This window comes from Streptomyces sp. NPDC046909, from assembly GCF_040644695.1.
Classification (GTDB): domain Bacteria; phylum Actinomycetota; class Actinomycetes; order Streptomycetales; family Streptomycetaceae; genus Streptomyces.
Map to the genome: position 1 here is coordinate 249,028 of NZ_JBEYXC010000010.1, position 17,216 is coordinate 266,243.

Genomic DNA, 17,216 nt, shown 5'->3' on the forward strand with positions numbered 1-17,216 from the left:
GGCGCAGGACCCGGACGGCCGAAAGCCGTCGGTTTGTCCGACCGAAGCCTCACGGACGGGGTGGAGCGGTCCCCATTGGGGTGGGGACCGGCCGCCCCGCGCCCCCTCAGGGGCTGCTCAGGGGGCCTCACCGGGTCAACCCCAGCCCGGTGAGGCCCCTCCCTTGAAGGCTCCCCCGCAGTCCCCTCGGTCCCTCACATCCGGCACGCCGTGCCAGTGAGGGCGGCATCATGTGACAGGTATCACCGCTCAGGTGTGACCCTCGATTTAGGGGCCCCCTGCAAGCAGCGATAACCTGCGAGACGGACATGCCGCGCGCTCGGACACCGTGTGCGCCCCCCTTGTGACAGACGGCGGACGTCACGTTGCCCATCGCGGCACGCCCACGCATCCAACGAACCGCGAGATCACTGATAGGGACGGAAGCGCGTGGACCTGTTCGAGTACCAGGCGAGGGACCTCTTCGCCAAGCACGATGTACCGGTGCTGGCCGGTGAAGTCATCGACACGCCTGAGGCGGCCCGCGCAGCCACCGAGCGTCTCGGTGGCAAGTCCGTCGTCAAGGCCCAGGTGAAGGTCGGCGGCCGCGGCAAGGCCGGTGGCGTGAAGCTCGCCGCCACCGCCGACGAGGCGGTCGAGCACGCGACCAACATCCTCGGTATGGACATCAAGGGCCACACGGTCCACAAGGTGATGATCGCCGAGACGGCCCCGGAGATCGTGGAGGAGTACTACGTCTCCTTCCTCCTGGACCGTGCCAACCGCACCTTCCTCTCCATCGCGTCCGTCGAGGGCGGCATGGAGATCGAGGAGGTGGCGGAGACCCGCCCCGAGGCCGTCGCCAAGACGCCGATCGACGCCAACGTCGGTGTGACCCCCGAGGTCGCCCGCCAGATCGTCGAGGCCGCGAAGTTCCCGGCCGAGGTGGCCGACAAGGTCGCGAACGTCCTGGTCACCCTGTGGAAGACCTTCGTCGAGGAGGACGCCCTCCTGGTCGAGGTCAACCCGCTGGCCAAGGTCGCCTCCGGTGACGTCATCGCCCTGGACGGCAAGGTCTCCCTCGACGAGAACGCCGAGTTCCGTCAGCCGGAGCACGAGGCCCTCCAGGACAAGGACTCCGCGAACCCGCTGGAGGCCGCCGCCAAGGAGAAGAACCTCAACTACGTCAAGCTCGACGGCGAGGTCGGCATCATCGGTAACGGTGCCGGTCTGGTCATGTCGACGCTGGACGTCGTCGCGTACGCCGGTGAGAACCACGGCGGCGTGAAGCCGGCCAACTTCCTCGACATCGGCGGTGGCGCCTCCGCCGCCGTCATGGCGAACGGCCTGGAGATCATCCTCGGCGACCCCGACGTCAAGTCGGTCTTCGTCAACGTCTTCGGTGGCATCACCGCCTGTGACGAGGTTGCCAACGGCATCGTCCAGGCGCTTCAGCTGCTCGCGGACAAGGGCGAGGAAGTCACCAAGCCCCTCGTCGTCCGCCTGGACGGCAACAACGCCGAGCTGGGTCGCAAGATCCTCTCCGACGCCAACCACCCGCTGGTCCAGCGCGTGGACACCATGGACGGCGCGGCCGACAAGGCCGCCGAGCTCGCGGCTGCGAAGTAAGGGACGAGGACAACAGCCATGGCTATCTTCCTCAACAAGGACAGCAAGGTCATCGTCCAGGGCATGACCGGCTCCACGGGCATGAAGCACACCAAGCTCATGCTCGCCGACGGCACGAACATCGTCGGTGGCGTGAACCCGCGCAAGGCGGGCACGACCGTTGACGTCGACGGCACGGAGATCCCGGTCTTCGGCACCGTCGCCGAGGCGATCGAGAAGACGGGCGCGAACGTATCCGTCCTCTTCGTACCGCCGGCCTTCGCCAAGGCGGCCGTCGTCGAGGCGATCGACGCCGAGATCCCCCTCGCGGTCGTCATCACCGAGGGCATCGCGGTCCACGACTCCGCCGCCTTCTACGCCTACGCGGTCAGCCAGGGCAACAAGACCCGGATCATCGGCCCGAACTGCCCCGGTCTCATCACCCCGGGTCAGTCCAACGCCGGCATCATCCCGGGCGACATCACCAAGCCGGGCCGCATCGGCCTGGTCTCGAAGTCCGGCACGCTGACGTACCAGATGATGTACGAGCTCCGTGACATCGGCTTCTCGTCGGCCGTCGGCATCGGTGGCGACCCGGTCATCGGTACGACCCACATCGACGCCCTCGCCGCGTTCGAGGCCGACCCCGACACCGACCTGATCGTCATGATCGGTGAGATCGGTGGCGACGCCGAGGAGCGCGCGGCCGCGTTCATCAAGGAGAACGTGACCAAGCCGGTCGTCGGTTACGTCGCGGGCTTCACGGCTCCCGAGGGCAAGACGATGGGCCACGCCGGTGCCATCGTCTCCGGTTCCTCCGGCACGGCCGCCGCGAAGAAGGAGGCCCTTGAGGCCGCGGGTGTCAAGGTCGGCAAGACCCCGACCGAGACGGCGAAGCTGGCGCGCGAGATCCTCGCCGGTTGAGCAGCGGTTTCTTAGCTGAGCGTTCGTGGGCCCGTTCCCCTGGGTGGGGGGCGGGCCCACGGTGCGTCGTGAGTCGGGTGCGGGTGCGTTGTGGCTGGTCGCGCAGTTCCCCGCGCCCCCAAAAGCCGGTCCGGCTGAGGTCTTTTAGGGGCGCGGGGAACTGCGCGACCAGCCCCCACCGGCCCGCAGTCAACGACTCAGCGGTAGCAACCTTTCCGGACCGCTCGCCATCCCGCCGCGCAGCTTCTCCCGCAACGCCGCCTCCGCCTCCGACAAGGCTCCCTGCGCCACCCGCTCCGGCACCCCCTGGATCTCCGCACCGGGCGCGATCGGCGGCTCGTAGTGCGTCGGAGCCGTCCGTACCGTCAACGCCGTCGTCCCGATCAACGCCACCGTGAACGCGATCGCCGCCCGCGTCCAGAAACGTGCCCGGCGTTCACCCCCGTTCCGTACGGTCGGCGGCTTCGCGGCGCGCAACCGCTCCGTGGAGGCGAGTGCGGCGAGGCGTCGGTGCAGTTCGGCGGGGTCGGACAGTTCCGGCATCCGCGTGGCGACGGCCTCGCGCGCGTGGAGCAGGCGGTTGGCGGTCGCCGGGGTGCTCGCCTCCGTCTCCGCCGCGGTCTCCGGGAGATCGAGGCCTACACCGTCGTACAGCAGGAGTGTGCGGCGATACGGCGGTGGCAGGCGAAGGAGTACGTCCATGAGGGCGCGGTCGGAGGCGGAGGCGGGCGGGGGTTCGGGGTGGCGGTAGCGGGGGCGGAAGCGGTGCCAGGGGGAGAGGGCGTACTCGTACGCCGTGGCCCGTACCCAGCCCGCCGGGTCGCGGTCGACGGCGACCTCGGGCCAGCGCTGCCAGGCGAGTTGGAAGGCGCGCTCCACCGATTCGCGGGCGAGTTCGCGGCGGCCGGTGAGGAGGTAGGCCTGTCGTACGAGGGCCGGGGCGCAGAAGGCGTACAGCGCGTCGAAGGCCTGAGCGGGGGTCAGGGGGGCGGCCGGTTCCTCGGGTTCGGGAACGGCGGCCGGCTCGTCGTGAGGGACCGTCAGCTCGACATCGGGCTCAGCCACCGGCTCGGGCTCGGGACCCGGCTCCGGTTCCGGCTCGGCCGTCAGGGTGTCCAGCAATTTCGCGTACGCCTCCCGCTTCGGACCGCGCGGGTTCGTGCGGCCGGACTCCCACGCGCGGACCGTCTCGCGGGAGACGCCCACCCGTTCCGCGACCTGAGCCTGCGTCAACGACCCGGCCTCGCGCAGGCGTCGGCGTTCCTTGGGTGGGGGGAGCGGGATGGCAGGGCTCTGTGTCACAGGGCGCCCCTTCGTACGAAAAAGAACATAGTCGTATATTGAGCGACACTTCGGAAGTTCGCCTGTTACGACGGGAAAGCGCGTGTCGTTGGGAGCATGGCGGGCGTGATCCAGATGACCGTTCGCCGAGCGTCCCCGTCGTCCCTGCTCGCCCGGATGCGCGACCGTTCGCCCGGACTGGCCGCGAGCCTCGCGGGCGGGGTGCTCGCGGCGGGGCTCGGGCTCGGGTCGCTCGCGGTGCTGGTGATGGTGCTGTGGATCAGCTCGCCGTATCCGGACAGCGGGCCGGGCGGGGCGCTGCATGTCGCGGCCGGGCTGTGGCTGCTGGCGCACGGGGCGGAACTGGTCCGCGCCGACACGCTGTCCGGGGTACCGGCGCCGGTGGGGGTCACCCCGCTGCTCCTCCTCGTCCTGCCGTCCTGGCTGGTGCACCGGGCGGCGCGGGACGCGGTGGACGACTCGCTGGAGGCGTCCGGGTGGACGGCGTTCGTGGGGGTCGTCGTCGGCTATCTCGCGGTCGGCGCGGGGGCCGCGCTGTATGCGGCGGGCGGTGAGCTGCGGCCGTCGTGGGTGTGGACGGGCGTGTGCGTTCCGGTGGTGGTGACGGTGGCGGCGGGCGCGGGGGTCTGGACGGCGTACGGCCGTCCGCGCGAGCCGGTCGACAGCGCGCTGCTCCTGCTGCCGGCCGGGGTGCGGCGCCTCCTCCTCGGCCCGGACGCCCACCGCCGCCTCGGCACGGCGGTACGGGCGGCGGGGGCGGGGACGGCGGTGCTCGTGGGCGGCGGCGCGCTGCTCCTCGCGGCGTCCCTGGTGTGGCACGGCGGCGCGGCCCGGCTCTCCTTCCTCCAGCTGACGGAGGGATGGTCGGGCCGGTTCGCGGTACTGCTGCTGTGCGTGGCGCTCGTGCCGAACGCGGCGGTCTGGTCGGCGTCGTACGCACTGGGACCGGGCTTCCTCCTGGGCGCGGGCCACGTGGTGGGCCCCCTGTCCTCGGCTCCCGCCCCGCTCCTCCCGCCGTTTCCGCTGCTGACGGCGGTGCCGGAGGCGGGGACGGGTATGTGGATGAACTGGGCGGCCGTCGGGGTGCCGGTGGTGGCCGGGGTGACGGTGGGGTGCTTCGTGGGGCGGGGTGCGGGAGTTGAGGCGGGGGGCAGGGGAACGGGCAAGGGCGGCAGGGGCCTTGCGGCGGACACGGGTAGCGGGGTTCTGGCTGGGTCGCGGGGCGGAAGCGCGGGTGTGGGGGCCGGAGCTGACGGGGCGTCCGTGGCCGGTACGGGCAGGGGCGTCGGGGTGCCGGGCGGGCGTCTCGGCGTGCCGGTGAGAACGGCGGGCGGACCTGCTCCAGCAACCGACGGCGTCCACACGGGCGCCCGTTCCCGGCCCGAGCTCGCCACGTCCTGGTCCCGCGGTCGTACGGCCGGTACGACCGGACTCGCGGCCGCCCTGTGCGCGCTCACCCTCGCCGTCCTCGCCGCCCTCGCCGGCGGGCCGCTCGGAGTCGCCGCCCTCGCCTGGTTCGGCCCGGTCTGGTGGCTCACCGGAGCGGCGGCACTGGCCTGGACCGCGGCGGTGGCGATCCCTACGGCACTCGGGCTGCGGGCGTGGCGGTGCCGGGAACGGCGCGTGCGGAAGCCGAAGGGGGGTGACGCGCCGGTGGAGCGGCTCACGGTGCGGGGCGGTGGGGCCGGGGTAGGTGGATTCGGGGCCGGTGCGGTCGGCGTGGGGATGGGGGAGTCGGCGGGCGGTGCGGCTGGGAAGGGGGCGTGGGCGGTTGCGCAGGATTCACTGCGTGCGGAGGCGTCTGAGCCTGGGGGTGGCGGGGCGCAGACGTGGGCGCCGGGGAGCGATGGCAGTGCGGCGGGGGCGCGTGGGTCCGGGGCGGGCGGTGCAGCGGCGGAGGCTCATGGGTCCGGGACGGGTGATCCGGGGATGAGGTCACACGGGCCCGGGATCGGCGGTCCGGCGGCCGGGGCGCGTGGGGCCGGGGCGAGCGATGCAGCGGTGGAGGCGCAGGGTGCCGGGGCCGGTGGTCCGGCGGAGGTGTGGGAGTCAGGGACGGTTGGGGCAGCGGGTCGTGTTGGTGCCGTTCCGCAGGGGGATCCCCAGTCGCGGAGTGGCCAGTCCGACGGCCGGTCCGGCGGCCGGTCGGGCGGGTGGTTCTCGCGTGGAAAGAGTGCCGCCCAGGCAGCGGAGCCCTCAGCTGGAGGGCGGTTCGGTCGGCGGAGGCGGCGTGGGGACTCGGGGGCGGATGCCTTGTCGGTCCCGGAGGCCCCGGCCCCGGGGACCTCGTCGCGCCGCTCGTTCTTCTCTCGTCGCAAGGGTGCCGATCCGTACGACCCGGCGCCCTCCACGTCGTACGACATCGGCGGCGACGACCTCGCCTTCGAGCCCTACGACTTCCTTCCCGCCGACCCCCATCCCCAGGCCCCCTGGCACGACGACGCCTCCCGCGAGGCCCGCTGGGCGGCGTTGAAGGAGGCGTCGGGGCCGGAGGAGCCGTCGGACGGGCGGTGATTGTCAGCCCGTGCCCAGCACCCCCCGCAGTTCCTTCGGCAGAAGGTCCGTGCAGGACTGCTTGGCCGCGTTGGTGAGGGCGTCGTTCGTGCAGGTGTAGTAGTCGCTGTAGACGAGCTGCGCGGTGAAGGTCGCCGCGACCAGGGCGATGGCGAGGGAGGCGGTGACCAGGCCGCTGATGGCCGCCGTGGTTTGGGGGCGGCCGGGTGTGTTCGGGGTCGCCGGGGTGTCGGGGTCCGGGGTGCGGGTCTTCGACCGGAGGGCGCTGATGCCCCAGTACAAGGAGAGCGCGCCCAGGAGCAGGGCTACGTACGGCCAGCTGAAGAGGGCGAAGAAGAAGGCCCACATGCCGCTCAGGAGGGAGTAGCGGGCGCGGCGTTGGGCCGGGTCGGTCGGGTCCCAGCGCATGCCGGGGCCGGTGCCGCCGGGACCGCCCTGGCCCTCGGGGCCGGTGCCGGGGCGGTCGCCGAAGCCGCCGCCGGAGCGGCCCGGCTGGCGGTCGCTCCACTGGCTGCCCCACGGGGAGCGGGAGTTGTCGTCGCCGTCGGAAGCCTCGGAGTCACCGGACGCCGGGCGGCGCGGCTGCCACGGGCGGTCGGGGGTGCCCTCCGGCGGCGGGGCGAAGGGGTTGTCCTCCTCGCGCGTGCCGCCGGAGTCGTCCGAGGGGGCCTCGGGCGGTGAGGCGGGGCGCTCCCGCAGCAGCACGCCGCGGCGCTCCCCTCCCCGCACAGGATGTCCCTGCACCGGATGCGGGGGGAGCGTGAGGAGTCGCAGGCTGCGGTCCGGCATCAAGTGAGCGTCTTCCCCTAGGTGATACGGCTGATACGGCTGGCTGATGTGAGCTTTCCACTTCGGAAACGCACCGCACGACGGCCACGTTCCCGAGTCGGGCCCTCCCAGACGCTACCTTCCGGCCACGCCCCCGTCCCGTGGGGGCCGCCCGGTGTGCCGGTATCGTTGCTGGCGTTCGGCCGCTTCGTAGACTTCCCCGTATCCCGGGGCGCGAAGCATTCGTACGAACGTACATAGCGTGCGTGCGCAGGGCCGACCGTACGGAAACGTTCCCCGAGAAAGGGCCCCACCGTGGCCGCCAAGCCCGTGGCCGAGCCGGCCAAGCGCCTCGTCGTGCTGGTCTCCGGATCCGGCACCAACCTCCAGGCGCTCCTCGACACCATCGCCCAGGACGGGCCGGAGGCCTACGGGGCCGAGATCGTGGCCGTGGGAGCCGACCGCGAGGGCATCGAGGGGCTCGCCCGGGCCGAGCGCGCCGGGATTCCCACCTTCGTGCGGAAGGTCAAGGACTACGGCACCCGCGAGGAGTGGGACACCGCGCTCACCGAGGCCGTCGCCGCGTACGAGCCCGACCTGGTGGTCTCCGCCGGGTTCATGAAGATCGTGGGCAAGGAGTTCCTCGCCCGCTACGGCGGGCGGTTCGTGAACACCCACCCCGCGCTGCTGCCCAGTTTTCCCGGCGCCCACGGCGTCCGTGACGCGCTCGCGTACGGCGCCCGGGTCACGGGCTGCACCGTCCACTTCGTCGACGACGGCGTCGACACCGGACCGATCATCGCTCAGGGCGTGGTGGAGGTCCGGGACGAGGATCACGAGGACGAGGGTGCCGCTCTGCACGAGCGCATCAAGGAAGTCGAGCGAAAGCTGCTCGTCGAGGTCGTGGGGCGGCTCGTCCGCAACGGCTATCGCATTGAGGGACGAAAGGTAGTTATCCAGTGACCGCCGAGAGCAACAAGCGGGCCATCCGACGGGCGCTCGTCAGCGTCTACGACAAGACCGGTCTGGAAGACCTCGCGCGCGGCCTGCACGAGGCCGGTGTCGAACTCGTCTCCACCGGGTCGACCGCCGGGCGCATCGCCGCCGCCGGCGTCCCCGTCACCAAGGTCGAGGAGCTCACCGGCTTCCCCGAGTGCCTGGACGGCCGCGTCAAGACGCTGCACCCGCGCGTGCACGCCGGCATCCTCGCCGACCTGCGCCTGGAGGACCACCAGCGGCAGCTGGCCGAGCTGGGCGTCGAGCCGTTCGACCTGGTCGTCGTCAACCTGTACCCGTTCCGCGAGACCGTCGCCTCCGGGGCGTCCCCCGACGAGTGCGTCGAGCAGATCGACATCGGCGGCCCGTCCATGGTGCGCGCCGCCGCCAAGAACCACCCGTCCGTGGCCGTCGTCACCAGCCCCGCGCGGTACGCCGATGTCCTGAGCGCCGTCCAGGACGGCGGCTTCGACCTCGCCACCCGCAAGCGGCTCGCGGCCGAGGCCTTCCAGCACACGGCGTCGTACGACGTGGCGGTCGCCTCCTGGTTCGCGTCCTCCTACGCGCCCGTGGACGAGTCGCAGTTCCCCGACTTCCTGGGCGCCACCTGGGAGCGCAAGAACACCCTCCGCTACGGCGAGAACCCGCACCAGCCGGCCGCGCTCTACGTCGACGGCAATGGCGGCGGCCTCGCCGAGGCCGAGCAGCTGCACGGCAAGGAGATGTCGTACAACAACTACACGGACACGGACGCCGCCCGCCGTGCCGCGTACGACCACGACGAGCCGGCCGTCGCGATCATCAAGCACGCCAACCCGTGCGGTATCGCGGTCGGCGCGGATGTCGCCGAGGCGCACCGCAAGGCACACGCGTGTGACCCGCTGTCGGCGTTCGGCGGCGTCATCGCCGTCAACCGCCCGGTCAGCAAGGAGATGGCCGAGCAGGTCGCCGAGATCTTCACCGAGGTCATCGTCGCCCCCGACTACGAGGAGGGGGCCCTGGAGGCCCTCGCCAAGAAGAAGAACATCCGCGTGCTCAAGGCCCCGGCCGCGCCCGCCAACCCCGTCGAGCTCAAGCTCGTCGACGGCGGCGCGCTGCTCCAGGTGACCGACCGCCTCCAGGCCGACGGCGACGACCCGGCGAACTGGACCCTGGCGACGGGCGAGGCGCTCGGCGCCGCCGAGCTCGCCGAGCTGTCCTTCGCCTGGAAGGCCTGCCGCGCGGTGAAGTCCAATGCGATCCTCCTCGCCAAGGACGGTGCCTCGGTCGGCGTCGGCATGGGTCAGGTCAACCGGGTCGACTCGGCGAAGCTGGCCGTGGAGCGGGCGGGCGCCGAGCGCGCGCAGGGGGCGTACGCCGCCTCCGACGCGTTCTTCCCCTTCCCGGACGGGCTGGAGATCCTCGTCGAGGCCGGTGTGAAGGCGGTCGTGCAGCCGGGCGGTTCGGTCCGTGACGAGCTGGTCGTCGAGGCCGCGAAGAAGGCGGGCGTGACGATGTACTTCACGGGGACGCGGCACTTCTTCCACTGAGTGTCGCTTGAGCGACGCTTTCTCCACCGAGTCCCAGGAGGCTCTCACCCGGCCGTTGTCAGTGCCGGGTGAGAGCCTTTCTCACATGATCGTGGAACGCGCGTACGCCCATGCCGCAGAGGCAGCCGACGGGGACTGGCCCTGGTCGGTGCCGTGCGTGCGGCAGCTCCTCGACGGCGGGCTGCGGTTCACCGCGCCGGTCACCTTCCTGGTCGGGGAGAACGGCTCGGGGAAGTCGACGCTCGTCGAGGCGCTCGCGGAGGCGTTCGGCCTCGACTCCTGGGGCGGATCGGCGGGGTACCGCTACGCCGGTCCGCGCGAGCGGTCGGTGCTCGGCACCCGGATGCGCTTCGAGGCGACCACGTCCGGGCGCCGGATGCTCCAGGGGCCCCACACCCGTCGCCGGGGCTTCTTCCTGCGGGCCGAGACCGCGCTCGACGCGCTGGGCCGGGAGCGCCGCACGGGCCGCCTCAGCGGTGTCGCGGACGAGATGAGCCACGGCGAGGGCTTCCTGATGGCGTTCCGCGAACGCTTCCACGAACCCGGCCTGTACGTCCTCGACGAGCCGGAGTCCGCCCTCTCCTTCGCCTCCTGCCTCGAACTCGTCGGCGTCCTCGACGACCTCTCCCGCACCGGCGCCCAGATCATCTGCGCCACCCACTCACCCCTGCTCACCGCCCTGCCCGGCGCCGAGATCATCGAGGTCGGGGAGCACGGGATGCGGCCGGTGGAGTGGGGGGAGCTGGAGCTGGTGGACCACTGGCGGCGCTATATGAAGGACCCGTCGGTGTATCTGCGCCACATAGTCGGCGGCGGGGCCTGAGGGGGCGACGGCCAGCTGGAACTCCCTAGCTGGAATTCCTTAGCTGGAACTCCGCAGCGCCGCCCACGTCTTGGGCCCCACCTCCCCGTCGACCTCCAGCCCCTTCGCGGTCTGGAACTGCTTCACCGCGGCCAGCGTGTCCTTGCCGAACTGACCGTCCACGCCCGCGTCGCCGACGCTGTAGCCGCGTTTGGTGAGCATGCACTGGACCTGGACGACACGTTGGCCCTTGTCGCCGTAGGTGGTGAGTTCGGTGCCGGAGTAGTAGGTGCAGTCGGAGATCCAGGCGGGGGTGGCGGGCGCGGACGCGGTCTCGGTGACGGTGGCGGTGGGTGCGGGTGCGGGAGTGGTGCTCGTACCTCCGCCGCCACCGCCCCCACGGGTGGCCGTCGCGGAGGGCGTACGACCACCGGCGCCGCCCTCGTCCCCCTCCGCACCGCCCGTCGCCCCGTCGGTCGCCTTCGCCTTCGCCTTGCCATCGGCCTTCGCCTCCGACTCGCTCGCGGAGGGCTCGGGCGACGTGCCGGGCGAGACGGACGCCGGCTTCCCGGCATCGGAGGAGGCGGCGCTGCTGGAGACCCCGGGGGAGGCCGAGGCCGCTTCGCTGTGAGACGGCCGGGTGAGGAAGAAGGCCCCCGCAGCGACGGCGACCACGGCCGCACCGGCGGCGAGGACGAGGTAGGGCTTCTTGCGGGTGCGGGGAGCGGGGTGCTCGCCGGGGGAGTAGGGGCGCGGGGTGGTGGCGGCGGTGCCGAATTGGCCGGGCGGGGTGGAGGGCGTGGGGTACGCGCCGACCTGCCCGAACCCGCCGCCCTGCCCCGCGTCGGCGCTCCGAGCTGCTCCGGCGCCCCCAACTGCCCCAACTGCCCCAAATGCCCCGCCCGCCCCCGCGGCCCCCACACCCCCCTCCACCGGCGCCCGGAGCCGTACCGTCTCCGGCGGCACGGCCTGGGCCAGCAGGGTGCTGGCGTCCTGGCGGGCGAGGAGGCGGAAGGACAGGGCCTCGTGCCAGGTCGGGGGGACGTGCTCGTGTGCGGTCGCCGCCGCTTCGGTCAGCCGGTCCGGGGTAGGGCGTGCGGTGGGGTCCTTGCTGAGGCAGGCGGTCAGGAGGTCGGCCAATGCCGGGTCCGCCGCGGCCAGTTCGGACATCACCTCCGCTCTCGGTTCCTCGAAGGCGACGCGGTGCATGACGTCGACGCCGGTTCCGTCGCCGAACGGGGCGTGGCCGGTGGCGGCGTAGATGAGGGTTCCGGCGAGGGAGAAGACGTCGGAGGCGCCGTCGCTGCGGCCCTCGCGCAGGTACTCGGGGGACATGAAGGCCGGCGTGCCGACCCGGCTCCCCGTGCCGGTGATCGCGCTGCTGTCGACGGCCCGCGAGATGCCGAAGTCGATGACGTGCACACCCTGCGTGGAGAGGAGGACGTTGGAGGGCTTGAGGTCGCGGTGGACGACCCCGGCGGTGGCCAGGGCCGCGAGAGCCTGACCGAGCTCCGCCACCAGGCGCCAGACGCCCGCCGGTTCGAGGCGGCCGCCCTGGCGTACCGCGTCGGCGAGGTTGACGCCGGGGACGTACTCCGTGGCCATCCACAGCAGTTCGTGCTCGAACCCGGTGCCGAGCAGCCGCGGGGCGTGCGGGGTGCTGACCCGCCCGTGCACGGCGGCCTCCCGCTCGAAGCGCCGCCGGAACTCCGGGTCCTCGGCGTACTCGGGCCGGATCACCTTCACCGCGGCGAGCCCCGGAGCGCCGGTGTCGGCGGGGCGCGCCAGATAGACCCGCCCCATCCCGCCGCTGCCGAGCCGCCCGAGCGGAACGTACGGCCCGATCCGCGCGGGGTCGGCCGGCTGGAGCGGGTCGGCGCCCGCCTCCGTGAGCGCGGTGCGGTACGGCGGCGTGGGGTGCCGCTGGTCCGTCATGAGTCCCCCGGGTGCTGTTCTGCCTCAACATGCGCGTGTGTCACGCGAGTTGGACCGAGGCTAGCGTGCCGGGGCGTTCCGTACAGCCGTGCGGGGCCCGTGCGTGACGGGCCCCGCACGCCTACCCGCTCCCGCTCAGCAGGGGCGCAGCGAGTAGATCGGGTCCCAGGTCGCCGTACCGGCCTGGTACGCCGTCGAGGACCAGCGCTCGCTGCCGTCCTTGTTGTAGAACCGGGCGACCGTGCCGGTCGTCTGGTTGTTGGTGAAGGGGCCGTCGCCGGTCCAGTTGGAGACGGTCCACGTCTGGCACTTGTAGAAGTCGAACTTGGTGCCCTTGACGATCATGCACAGGTGGCCGTAGTCGCAGGCCAGGTCCTGGGCGCCGAGGTCGCCCTTGGGGGCCTTGGTGACGCTGAGGCCGTCGTAGGCGACCTTGTCGGCGGAGACGGACAGCGGGGCCTTCTGGTCCTTGCCGAGCACCTCGTCGGCGGTCTGCTGGAGGCTGGTGACCCGGGTGCCGTCCGGGCTGTCGGGCGCGGTGGCCGCGGTGGCGGCGACCGTGGAGCCGGCGAGCAGGGCGGTGGCCGCGACGAGCAGTGCGGCCGGCTTGACGATGTTCATGCTGGTTCCCCCATGAATGAACGTGGTCGGTGCTTGCGGGGATCACCGTTCCAGGGGGCGCGGCGGGCGGGTACCTCAGAACTCTCAGGGTCACTGCTCGCCGGGCGGGGTGTACTCCTTGAGCCAGTGAGCGACGCGGGCGGCGTAGGCGCGCTGGTTCGGGGGAACGCCGCCCGCGGCGTTCACCTTCTTGTACGAGGTCCGGTACGAGGCCGCCAGCAGCACCCGGCGGTCACCGGGCAGCGAGTTCTTCAACCGCGGTTCGATGAAGCAGAGATAGCGGCTCACCGCCGGGATCGACTGGGAAGGGGTGAGCGGCGGCGCGGGCGTCGCCGTCGCCGGCGCACCGTCCGCCCGGATCCACCAGCGCAGCACGCTCGGGGTCCACCGGGCGATGCCGTACTCGTTCTTGGCGGGATCCGACAGATCCGGGTCGAAGTCGCTCTCCGCCTTGAGCATCGCGGCGAGCAACGCCGGTGACACCTCCGGCTGCCGGCAGTCGTGCGCCGAGTCGACGATGAGCCGCCGGTAGGCCACGGGGACGCCCCGGTCGGTACGGAGTTCGGCGGCCCCATAGGCGGCGGCGGTGTCCTTGGCGTCGCCGGAATCACCCCGCCCCGCCCAGACGCCGAGTCCTACCGCGGCGAGGGCGACAGCGGCCACCAACACGGACGTTGTACGACGAGGCCGGCGCCGTCGCAGCCGGGGCGAGCGGCCCGTGCCCGCCACCGCCTCGACCCGCCGCAGCAGCGCCCGCGTGCCGATCCGCTCGGCGTGCGTACGGGCCAGGCACTCCCGCACGATCTCCCGCCAGGCGTCCGGCAGTTCGGGCGAGAGCCGCAGCTCGTCGGTGCCCCGGGCGTACGCGGCGGCCGCGTCCCGGCGGGCCGTCGGGGTGCCGCCGGGCAGCGGGAAGGAGTCGGTGAGCAGCAGATGGGCGAGGACGCCGAAGGCCCAGACGTCCGCCGACGGGCGGATCCGGCGGCCCCGTTCGCCGATCTCCGCCCACAGCAGCTCGGGCGGCGTGTAGTCGGGCGTGGAGAAGGCGGGCGTGTACGCGTGCGTGCCCTCCAGCTCCGCCGCCATGTTGAAGTCGGCCAGCCGCGCCGAACCGTCCTTCATCAGCAGCACATTGGCCGGTTTCAGGTCCCCGTGCACCCACCCCGCCTGATGCAGCTGGGCCAGCCCCTCGCAGATCTGGGCGAGCAGCGGCCCGGGTTCCGCGGGCCGTACGCCGTGCAGGGAGCCCTCCGCCTTCTCCAGTACGAGGACGGTGGCGCCGTCCAGCTCCGGGTGCCCGGGGTCGTCGACCACCACGGTCTCGTACATGCGGATCAGCCGCGGTCGCTTCAGTCTGCGGTACAACTCGACCTCGCGCTCGACGAGTTCCCGCAGGTGTGCCAGCTGCCGGGGTGTTCCGGTGCCGGTGGGCAGGAACTTCAGGGCGGCGGTGCGCGGGGTGCCGTCGGTGGTGCGGCGGGCCGCGTAGACGCTGCCGAAGGCGCCCGTGGCGAGGGGGTCGCGCACCTCCCAGACGCCGACCCGGTAGCCGCGGGGCACCGGGACGGCGTACGGCTCGGTCATCCGGTCGCCCGTCCGGAGGGTGCCGTCAGGACGACCAGGTCGTCCTCGCGTACGAGGTCGAAGCGGAGTGCCAGGGAGACCAGCGACTCCTTCTTGCCGTTGAGGCGCGGGCCGGGGTCCGCCTCGTCGGGGCCGGGCTTGAGGCGCAGCTTCACGGCGAGGTAGTCGATGTTCCACTGCACCGAAGTGCGGGACGCGGCGGGCCAGTTGGGGCTCAGCCGGTCCACCACCTGGTCGACGGTGGGCAGCGGGGCGTGCGGCTCGCCGCGCAGCCGGGGTTCGCACAGGGCGGCCAGGACCGCGAAGTACCGCTTGGAGGGGTCGAGGGCGAAGGCGGCGGCGGTGGTGTCGCCGTCCCGGGCGCTCTCCCCGTCCAGATAGTCGTGGCGCGGCGCCCACACCTCGACCGGCAGCAGATCACCGGCCGCGGGCAGCACGATCCGCGAGAACTCGAAGGGCACGGGCGCGTCGAGGCGCCCCGGCCCCACCTTGATGTGCTCGCCGGCCCCTTCCGGGTTCTCGACGACGTACGTCTGGTCCCTGCTCAGGTTGCTGAGGATCCAGAAGGCTCCCTGCGCGGTGATCTCACCGGCTCTGCGGGACACCCCGTCATGGGCGATCCGCAGGTCGTTCTCCCGGTCGGAGCGTCCGAAGGTGAGGCGCTCGCCGGGGGCGAGCCTGATCTGGGTGCGGTGCTGCTCGTCCTCCGTGGTCGGCGGAGGTACCACGATGATGCTGTACAAGGTGCGTCTCCCCGTGCCTGACGGCTACCCGGTTCAGAGTAGGGCGACGCACCAGGGCCGTGTCTCCCCTCGTACGGGTGAGACACGGCCCTTGGATCAGGATTGGCGCGAACTGTTCAGTCGCGAACGAGGTGTTCGGGAACGGTTCAGTAGCGCGGTCGCGCGAACCACGCCGTGCCGCTGGACACCACCGGAGCGGCGGTGATGATGGCGCCGAACACGACCCACAGCAGCGGGAAGATGATCGCGGAGGCCATGCCCGTGTCGAGGCCGACGAAGAGGAAGATCAGGCCGACGATCGTGCCGAGCGCGCCGTAGATGACCGTGGTGATGCGGACACCCTGGCCGCCCCGGCCGAACTTGACGCCCAGCGTGATGGAGAGGGCCGCCAGCGCGAGCGCGAAGATGCCGATGCCCGCGATGAGACCGGCCGCGGCGTCCCCGATGTCGCCGATCCCGTCGAACGGGTCGTCGGAGGAGGAGCTGTAGGAGTCCGCCGCGTCCGACACGTCGTTCACGAACGCAGCGATGTACAGGTAGACGAGACCGGCCAGGATCTGCACGGCCGAGATGATGTAGAGGAAGACGCGGGCCGTCACCAGCAGGCCCGGCATCGACTGCGGCACCATGTTGACACCCGGGTAGCCGGGGTACGCCGGCTGCGGCGGGTAACCGGGGTAGCCCTGCTGCGGGGGGATGCCGGGCGCGGGGGGCTGCTGGGGGTAGCCGTAGCCGGGAGCGGGCGGCTGCTGCTGGGGCGGGGGCCCGTAAGGATTGTTCGGATCGCCGAAACTCATGGCGGGGTTTCCTCCGTTTACCGAATGTGCGGGGACGACGAGCGGCACGGTTCGGAGGAAGGTTCAACAGATGCGGTTCGTCCCCCCGGTACAGCCCGCGGCACTGTGGCGTCAATCGTTCTTCAGTGGCCGGTTCGTTGTCCAGCCGCAATTCATATGTGTTGTGCAAGTGCAACATCGCTGATCATGAGGGGCGCCGGGGGACCCGGATTGGAACCGGGGCCCCGTCATCCGCGAGGATGGGGACATGACCGCCCAGATTCTCGATGGCAAGGCCACCGCAGCCGCGATCAAGTCCGATCTGACCGCCCGCGTGGCGGCGCTGAAGGAGAAGGGCGTCACGCCCGGCCTCGGCACGATCCTCGTCGGGAGCGACCCCGGCAGCCAGAAGTACGTCGCCGGCAAGCACCGCGACTGCGCCGAGGTCGGCATCGCCTCCATCCAGCGCGAACTGCCGGAGACGGCGACGCAGGAGGAGATCGAGGCGGTGGTGCGGGAGCTCAACGAGGACCCCGCGTGCACCGGTTACATCGTCCAGCTGCCGCTCCCCAAGGGCATCGACGAGAACCGCATCCTGGAGCTGATGGACCCGGACAAGGACGCGGACGGCCTCCACCCGATGAACCTCGGCCGTCTGGTCCTCAACGAGCCCGCCCCGCTGCCCTGCACCCCCAACGGCGTCCTCACCCTCCTGCGCCGCTACGGCGTGGAGATCAAGGGCGCCGAGGTCGTGGTCGTCGGACGCGGTGTCACCATCGGCCGCCCGATGCCGCTGCTGCTGACCCGGCGCAGCGAGAACGCGACCGTGACCCAGTGCCACACCGGCACCCGCGATCTGTCGGCCCACCTCAAGCGCGCCGACATCATCGTCGCCGCCGCCGGTTCCGCCCACCTCATCCGCCCCGAGGACGTGAAGCCGGGCGCCGCCGTCCTCGACGTCGGTGTCTCGCGCAGCGCCGAGGGCAAGATCGTCGGCGATGTCCACCCCGGGGTCGCCGAGGTGGCCGGCTTCATCTCCCCGAACCCGGGCGGTGTCGGACCGATGACCCGGGCCCAGCTGCTGGTCAACGTGGTCGAGGCGGCGGAGCGCAGTGCCGGCTGACGCGCGTCCGGA

General features: G+C 72.1%; 14 protein-coding genes. 7 read left to right on the forward strand and 7 right to left on the reverse strand.

Annotated features, from left to right (window positions below; genetic code table 11):
• The first annotated feature begins 429 nt into the window (after positions 1-429).
• Both sucC and sucD read left to right on the forward strand, forming a co-directional pair.
• Positions 430-1,608, forward strand: a complete 1,179-nt coding sequence (gene sucC / locus ABZ928_RS31660; RefSeq protein WP_164423563.1) for an ADP-forming succinate--CoA ligase subunit beta — start codon at positions 430-432, stop codon at positions 1,606-1,608.
• Between the two features lie 18 nt (positions 1,609-1,626).
• Positions 1,627-2,511, forward strand: a complete 885-nt coding sequence (gene sucD, locus ABZ928_RS31665; RefSeq protein ID WP_030930211.1) for a succinate--CoA ligase subunit alpha — start codon at positions 1,627-1,629, stop codon at positions 2,509-2,511.
• A 189-nt stretch (positions 2,512-2,700) separates the two neighbouring features.
• On the opposite strand, the gene ABZ928_RS31670 is transcribed toward sucD, so the two are convergent.
• Positions 2,701-3,813, reverse strand: coding sequence for a helix-turn-helix domain-containing protein (locus tag ABZ928_RS31670; RefSeq protein WP_361526404.1), 1,113 nt, complete (start codon positions 3,811-3,813; stop codon positions 2,701-2,703).
• Between the two features lie 96 nt (positions 3,814-3,909).
• Between ABZ928_RS31670 and ABZ928_RS31675 the strand changes: the two genes are divergently transcribed.
• Positions 3,910-6,327 carry a DUF6350 family protein gene (locus ABZ928_RS31675; protein ID WP_361526407.1) on the forward strand — a complete coding sequence of 806 codons (2,418 nt, stop codon included), beginning with the start codon at positions 3,910-3,912 and terminating at the stop codon, positions 6,325-6,327.
• A 3-nt stretch (positions 6,328-6,330) separates the two neighbouring features.
• On the opposite strand, the gene ABZ928_RS31680 is transcribed toward ABZ928_RS31675, so the two are convergent.
• Positions 6,331-7,116 carry a hypothetical protein gene (locus ABZ928_RS31680; RefSeq protein ID WP_361526410.1) on the reverse strand — a complete coding sequence of 262 codons (786 nt, stop codon included), beginning with the start codon at positions 7,114-7,116 and terminating at the stop codon, positions 6,331-6,333.
• Positions 7,117-7,410: 294 nt separating this feature from the next.
• Between ABZ928_RS31680 and purN the strand changes: the two genes are divergently transcribed.
• The 3 genes from purN (at position 7,411) to ABZ928_RS31695 (ending at position 10,443) form a co-directional block, all read left to right on the forward strand.
• Positions 7,411-8,058 carry a phosphoribosylglycinamide formyltransferase gene (purN, locus tag ABZ928_RS31685; protein WP_361526413.1) on the forward strand — a complete coding sequence of 216 codons (648 nt, stop codon included), beginning with the start codon at positions 7,411-7,413 and terminating at the stop codon, positions 8,056-8,058.
• On the forward strand, positions 8,055-9,620 hold the full coding sequence (gene purH, locus ABZ928_RS31690; RefSeq protein ID WP_361526415.1) for a bifunctional phosphoribosylaminoimidazolecarboxamide formyltransferase/IMP cyclohydrolase: 1,566 nt from the start codon (positions 8,055-8,057) through the stop codon (positions 9,618-9,620). The genes purN and purH overlap by 4 nt, the downstream gene beginning before the upstream one ends.
• An 85-nt stretch (positions 9,621-9,705) precedes the next feature.
• Positions 9,706-10,443 (forward strand): AAA family ATPase, encoded by a 738-nt coding sequence (locus ABZ928_RS31695; RefSeq protein ID WP_361526418.1) that lies wholly within the window; start codon positions 9,706-9,708, stop codon positions 10,441-10,443.
• A gap of 39 nt (positions 10,444-10,482) precedes the next feature.
• On the opposite strand, the gene ABZ928_RS31700 is transcribed toward ABZ928_RS31695, so the two are convergent.
• From ABZ928_RS31700 to ABZ928_RS31720, 5 genes are all read right to left on the reverse strand, one after another.
• A complete protein-coding gene (locus ABZ928_RS31700) occupies positions 10,483-12,357 on the reverse strand; it encodes a serine/threonine-protein kinase (protein ID WP_361526421.1) in 1,875 nt (624 codons plus the stop codon).
• A gap of 135 nt (positions 12,358-12,492) precedes the next feature.
• The gene (locus ABZ928_RS31705; protein ID WP_361526424.1) at positions 12,493-12,978 is read right to left on the reverse strand and encodes a hypothetical protein; all 486 of its coding nucleotides are present in this window, start codon (positions 12,976-12,978) and stop codon (positions 12,493-12,495) included.
• A gap of 90 nt (positions 12,979-13,068) precedes the next feature.
• The gene (locus tag ABZ928_RS31710; protein ID WP_361526427.1) at positions 13,069-14,562 is read right to left on the reverse strand and encodes a serine/threonine-protein kinase; all 1,494 of its coding nucleotides are present in this window, start codon (positions 14,560-14,562) and stop codon (positions 13,069-13,071) included.
• On the reverse strand, positions 14,559-15,305 hold the full coding sequence (locus ABZ928_RS31715; protein ID WP_361526430.1) for an FHA domain-containing protein: 747 nt from the start codon (positions 15,303-15,305) through the stop codon (positions 14,559-14,561). Before ABZ928_RS31715 ends, ABZ928_RS31710 begins: the two co-directional genes overlap by 4 nt.
• A 146-nt stretch (positions 15,306-15,451) precedes the next feature.
• Complete coding sequence (locus tag ABZ928_RS31720) at positions 15,452-16,102, reverse strand: hypothetical protein (RefSeq protein WP_361526433.1); 651 nt, start codon at positions 16,100-16,102, stop codon at positions 15,452-15,454.
• Between the two features lie 247 nt (positions 16,103-16,349).
• On the opposite strand from ABZ928_RS31720, the gene ABZ928_RS31725 reads away from it, so the two are divergent.
• A complete protein-coding gene (locus ABZ928_RS31725; RefSeq protein ID WP_361526436.1) occupies positions 16,350-17,204 on the forward strand; it encodes a bifunctional methylenetetrahydrofolate dehydrogenase/methenyltetrahydrofolate cyclohydrolase in 855 nt (284 codons plus the stop codon).
• Positions 17,205-17,216: the final 12 nt, after the last annotated feature.

Bases quoted from the DNA above. Each gene is read 5' to 3' on its own strand.
- ABZ928_RS31700 (WP_361526421.1), bottom strand. From the start codon at position 12,357: ATGACGGACCAGCGGCACCCCACGCCGCCGTACCGCACCGCGCTCACG.
- ABZ928_RS31710 (WP_361526427.1), bottom strand. From the start codon at position 14,562: ATGACCGAGCCGTACGCCGTCCCGGTGCCCCGCGGCTACCGGGTCGGC.
- ABZ928_RS31680 (WP_361526410.1), bottom strand. From the start codon at position 7,116: ATGCCGGACCGCAGCCTGCGACTCCTCACGCTCCCCCCGCATCCGGTG.
- ABZ928_RS31695 (WP_361526418.1), top strand. From the start codon at position 9,706: ATGATCGTGGAACGCGCGTACGCCCATGCCGCAGAGGCAGCCGACGGG.
- ABZ928_RS31725 (WP_361526436.1), top strand. From the start codon at position 16,350: ATGACCGCCCAGATTCTCGATGGCAAGGCCACCGCAGCCGCGATCAAG.
- sucD (WP_030930211.1), top strand. From the start codon at position 1,627: ATGGCTATCTTCCTCAACAAGGACAGCAAGGTCATCGTCCAGGGCATG.
- ABZ928_RS31720 (WP_361526433.1), bottom strand. From the start codon at position 16,102: ATGAGTTTCGGCGATCCGAACAATCCTTACGGGCCCCCGCCCCAGCAG.
- ABZ928_RS31675 (WP_361526407.1), top strand. From the start codon at position 3,910: ATGGCGGGCGTGATCCAGATGACCGTTCGCCGAGCGTCCCCGTCGTCC.
- ABZ928_RS31705 (WP_361526424.1), bottom strand. From the start codon at position 12,978: ATGAACATCGTCAAGCCGGCCGCACTGCTCGTCGCGGCCACCGCCCTG.